The sequence below is a fragment of the Oleiphilus sp. HI0123 genome (assembly GCF_001635315.1).
The window spans coordinates 1-2,514 of sequence record NZ_LWGE01001062.1; the positions used below are offsets into that span (position 1 = coordinate 1).

Genomic DNA, 2,514 nt, shown 5'->3' on the forward strand with positions numbered 1-2,514 from the left:
TCGCGCTAAGCGAATTGCGAACAATAAAAGGATTATGTATGCGTTCAGGAAATAAATTGTTTTTTGTAATCTCAGCTTGCCTGATGCTGTTGTCGGTTTCTTCGGCAAATGCGAACTATATTGAGCACGAAAAAGCTAAAAGCTTTATTGATATGATGGTTAGTAAGCACGGCTTTGAAAGTGCAAAGTTAGCTGAAATATTTTCTCAGGCAGAAAAGAAAGATAGTATTCTGAAAGCAATTGCTCGACCTGCAGAGAAGCGCCTCGAATGGAAGGGTTATCGAAAGATATTTCTTACCGATGATCGAATTAAGAAAGGTTTAGCCTTCATTGAAGAAAACCGAGAGAGCCTAAACCGGGCTCAGGAAAAGTACGGTGTTCCGGTTCATGTTATTGCTGCCATAATAGGTGTTGAAACTCGCTACGGCCGTAACAAGGGGAGTTATCGTGTGGTGGATGCACTTTCAACTTTAGCTTTTGACTATCCGCCTCGTTCAAAGTTTTTCACAAAAGAGTTAGAGCAAGTATTTCTTCTGTCTAAAGAGCAGGGCTTTGCAGCCTTAGACTTGAAAGGCTCATATGCGGGTGCGATGGGTTACGGCCAGTTTATCCCAAGTAGCTATCGTCACTACGCAGTTGATTTCGATGGCGATAAGGTTGCGGACATTCTTAATAACGCTACCGATGCGGTGGGAAGTGTTGCTAACTATTTTAAGATGCATAAATGGTCCGAGGGGCAGCCAGTCGCTTTTCAGCTAGAAAAGTCAGACTTAGGAGAGGGTTATCAAGAGCTTGTTCATAAGAAGCTCAAGCCGTCGCATATGGTAGCTGATTTTGAGGCACACGGTTTGCGTCTTCCTGCTGGTTTGGATAAGAATATGCCTGCGAAACTTCAGATACTTCAAGGGGCTACCGGTGAAGAGTATTGGTTAACCTTGAGGAATTTTTACGTGATTACTCGCTATAACCATAGTCATTTATATGCGATGGCAGTTTACCAGCTTTCCGAGGCTCTAAAGCTAGGAATGAACTAAGGTGTTGAGTAGTTTGCGTTGCATTCTCTTGTGTTGCCTGGCCCTGCTTTTGCTGGCTTGTAGTAGTTCTCGCTACAGCATGAAGCATGATGTCGGGCCTACTGGAGAGTTCGATGTATCCAAGGTGCCAGATGCAATCCCTAAATGGGAGCCAATCAGCCCAAAAGGCAATTACTCTCCTTATACTGTGCGAGGAAAGGAGTATCACCTGCTCGATTCGATTAAGGAGTATCGCGAGGAGGGGATTGGCTCTTGGTACGGCTTGAAGTTTCATGGTGAGCTGACTTCAAATGGTGAGATTTATAATATGTATGCCATGTCGGCAGCGCATAAGACCTTGCCTCTTCCTGCCTATTTGAAGGTGACAAATCTCGAAAATCAAAGGTCGGTTGTGGTTAGAGTTAATGACCGTGGGCCATTTCATGAAGGTAGAATATTAGATCTATCTTATGCCGCAGCCAAGAAGCTGGATTACCACAACAAAGGAACTGCCAGGCTTTTACTAGAATCAATCGTTGTACCAAAACCAACAGTGAGTGGTGAGGAGGCTTCGGGGGTAAAAGAAAGCAAAGACCGCTTAGCCTATTTTGTTCAAGTGGCGGCGCTATCTAATCAGGCTTCGGCTAATAACCTTCTCCAGCGTCTACAGAGAATGGGCTTGGCTCACTCTGCGTTTGTAGGGAAGGCTGAAGGGGCTAATATCTATCGTGTCAGAGTTGGACCAGTTGATGACATGAGCGCTGCAGAAAAGTTAAAGGCTCATTTATCCGACAGTGAGGTTGGTGCACCTGTTGTGATTAGTCGTCCTGTGTTGGCTCCGGGCTCTTAGGTATATGGGCTTCTTTCTCAGGCTTCATGTTTTCAGCTTGTGAAAAATCGAAGCCGCAATCTCCGTCTAGCTGTTCAGGGTCGTAGCGAATTCCACAGCCTGCTTTAACTGTTTGTGCGCTGTCAACAGAGCCGTTTTTGAGTTCCTTCATTTCGTTTATACCTCTTCTTGTTCGTTAGAAGTCTGTATTAGCTGAAGCGTTAATTTTAATACAGATTGGCTTATTGGTCTTCGCTTATGGATGAATCGATTGCTGAATTCGGTTAGACTTGCTTTCTTCAATATATGTCACTTCGTTCATATAAATCAAAATCGGGTTTTTAATGATGTTCAGATCACTAGGTAAGGTGTTACCACTTTATTCTTTGTTATTACTTCTCGGATTCCATGTTGCCGACGCATTTGCTAAGCCAGCTCTTATTCCTTCTCCGCCACAGGTTTCAGCTAGCTCTTATATTTTAATGGATGCCACGAGTGGCGAAGTAATCGTAGAGCATGAAAGCTACGTTCAGTTGCCACCCGCCAGCTTGACTAAGATGATGACCGCATACATCGTCGAAAGCGAAGTAGCTCAAGGTAATATCAATTTATATGACGAGGTTCCAGTGAGCGTTAAGGCTTGGCGCACTGGCGGGTCAAAAATGTTCATCA

The 2,514-nt window shown here is 44.3% G+C and carries 3 protein-coding genes and 1 pseudogene; 3 read left to right on the forward strand and 1 reads right to left on the reverse strand.

The genetic code is table 11. The annotated features are described in order from the left end of the window. Together mltB and A3761_RS09810 are read left to right on the forward strand one after the other, a co-directional pair. Positions 1 to 1,034, forward strand: a 1,034-nt coding sequence (mltB, locus tag A3761_RS09805) for a lytic murein transglycosylase B (protein ID WP_369808214.1), incomplete at its 5' end; no start/stop codon positions are given. 13 nt (positions 1,035 to 1,047) lie between these two features. Next, positions 1,048 to 1,863, forward strand: coding sequence for a septal ring lytic transglycosylase RlpA family protein (locus A3761_RS09810; protein ID WP_231875460.1), 816 nt, complete (start codon positions 1,048 to 1,050; stop codon positions 1,861 to 1,863). Here the strand turns inward: A3761_RS09810 and A3761_RS09815 are convergent. Continuing rightward, positions 1,832 to 2,014: a hypothetical protein gene (locus A3761_RS09815; protein ID WP_068507906.1), complete on the reverse strand. Its 183-nt coding sequence runs from the start codon at positions 2,012 to 2,014 to the stop codon at positions 1,832 to 1,834. The two genes, A3761_RS09810 and A3761_RS09815, sit on opposite strands and share 32 nt — an antisense overlap. Positions 2,015 to 2,186: 172 nt before the next feature. Between A3761_RS09815 and A3761_RS09820 the strand changes: the two are divergent. After that, positions 2,187 to 2,514 (forward strand): annotated as a pseudogene (locus A3761_RS09820) (D-alanyl-D-alanine carboxypeptidase); the annotation flags it as partial.